The following is an 801-nucleotide window of genomic DNA, read 5'->3' on the forward strand; positions in this document are numbered from 1 at the left end:
GTGTCCAGCGCGCCGAGCTGGGTCGAGCGCAGGCCGGTGAGCTGCGTCGTGGTGAGGGCGCCGAGGTTGGTGACGTTCAGGGCGCCGACCTGCGTCGTGGTCAGGGCACCGAGTTGCGTCGACTTGAGGCCGGCGAGCTGGGTGGTGGAGAGGGCGTCGAGCTCGGTGGTGGTGAAACCAACCACCTGGGTGGTGGAGAGGGAGCCGAGCTGGGTGGAGGTGAGGCCGCCGAGCTGGGTGGTGTCCAGCGCGCCGAGTTGCGTCGAGCGCAGGCCGGTGAGCTGCGCCGTGGTGAGGGCGCCGAGGCCCGTGGTGCTGAGGCCGCCGACCTGGGTGGTGGTCAGCGCGCCGAGCTGGGTGGTGGTGAAGCCGCTGACCTGGGTGGCGGCGAGGGCGCCGAGGCTGGTGGTGTTGAGGCCGGCGAGCTGCGTCGTGGTCAGGGCACCGAGCTGCGTCGACCTGATGCCGGCGAGCTGGGTGGTGGAGAGGGCGTCGAGCTCGGTGGTGGTGAGGCCACCGACCTGGGTGGTGGAGAGGGAGCCGAGCTGGGTGGAGGTGAGGCCGCCGAGCTGGGTGGTGTCCAGCGCGCCGAGCTGGGTCGAGCGCAGGCCGGTGAGCTGCGTCGTGGTGAGGGCGCCGAGGTTGGTGACGTTCAGGGCGCCGACCTGCGTCGTGGTCAGGGCACCGAGTTGCGTCGACTTGAGGCCGGCGAGCTGGGTGGTGGAGAGGGCGTCGAGCTCGGTGGTGGTGAAACCAACCACCTGGGTGGTGGAGAGGGAGCCGAGCTGGGTGGAGGTGAGG

1 protein-coding gene is annotated in these 801 nt (G+C 71.5%); it reads right to left on the reverse strand.

Going from position 1 to position 801, the window contains the following annotated elements:
* Positions 1 to 801: hypothetical protein (locus EAH89_RS31715; RefSeq protein ID WP_456306549.1), on the reverse strand; the 801-nt coding region annotated here is incomplete at both ends.

This window comes from Muricoccus nepalensis (assembly GCF_006438825.1).
Lineage (GTDB): Bacteria > Pseudomonadota > Alphaproteobacteria > Acetobacterales > Acetobacteraceae > Roseomonas > Roseomonas nepalensis.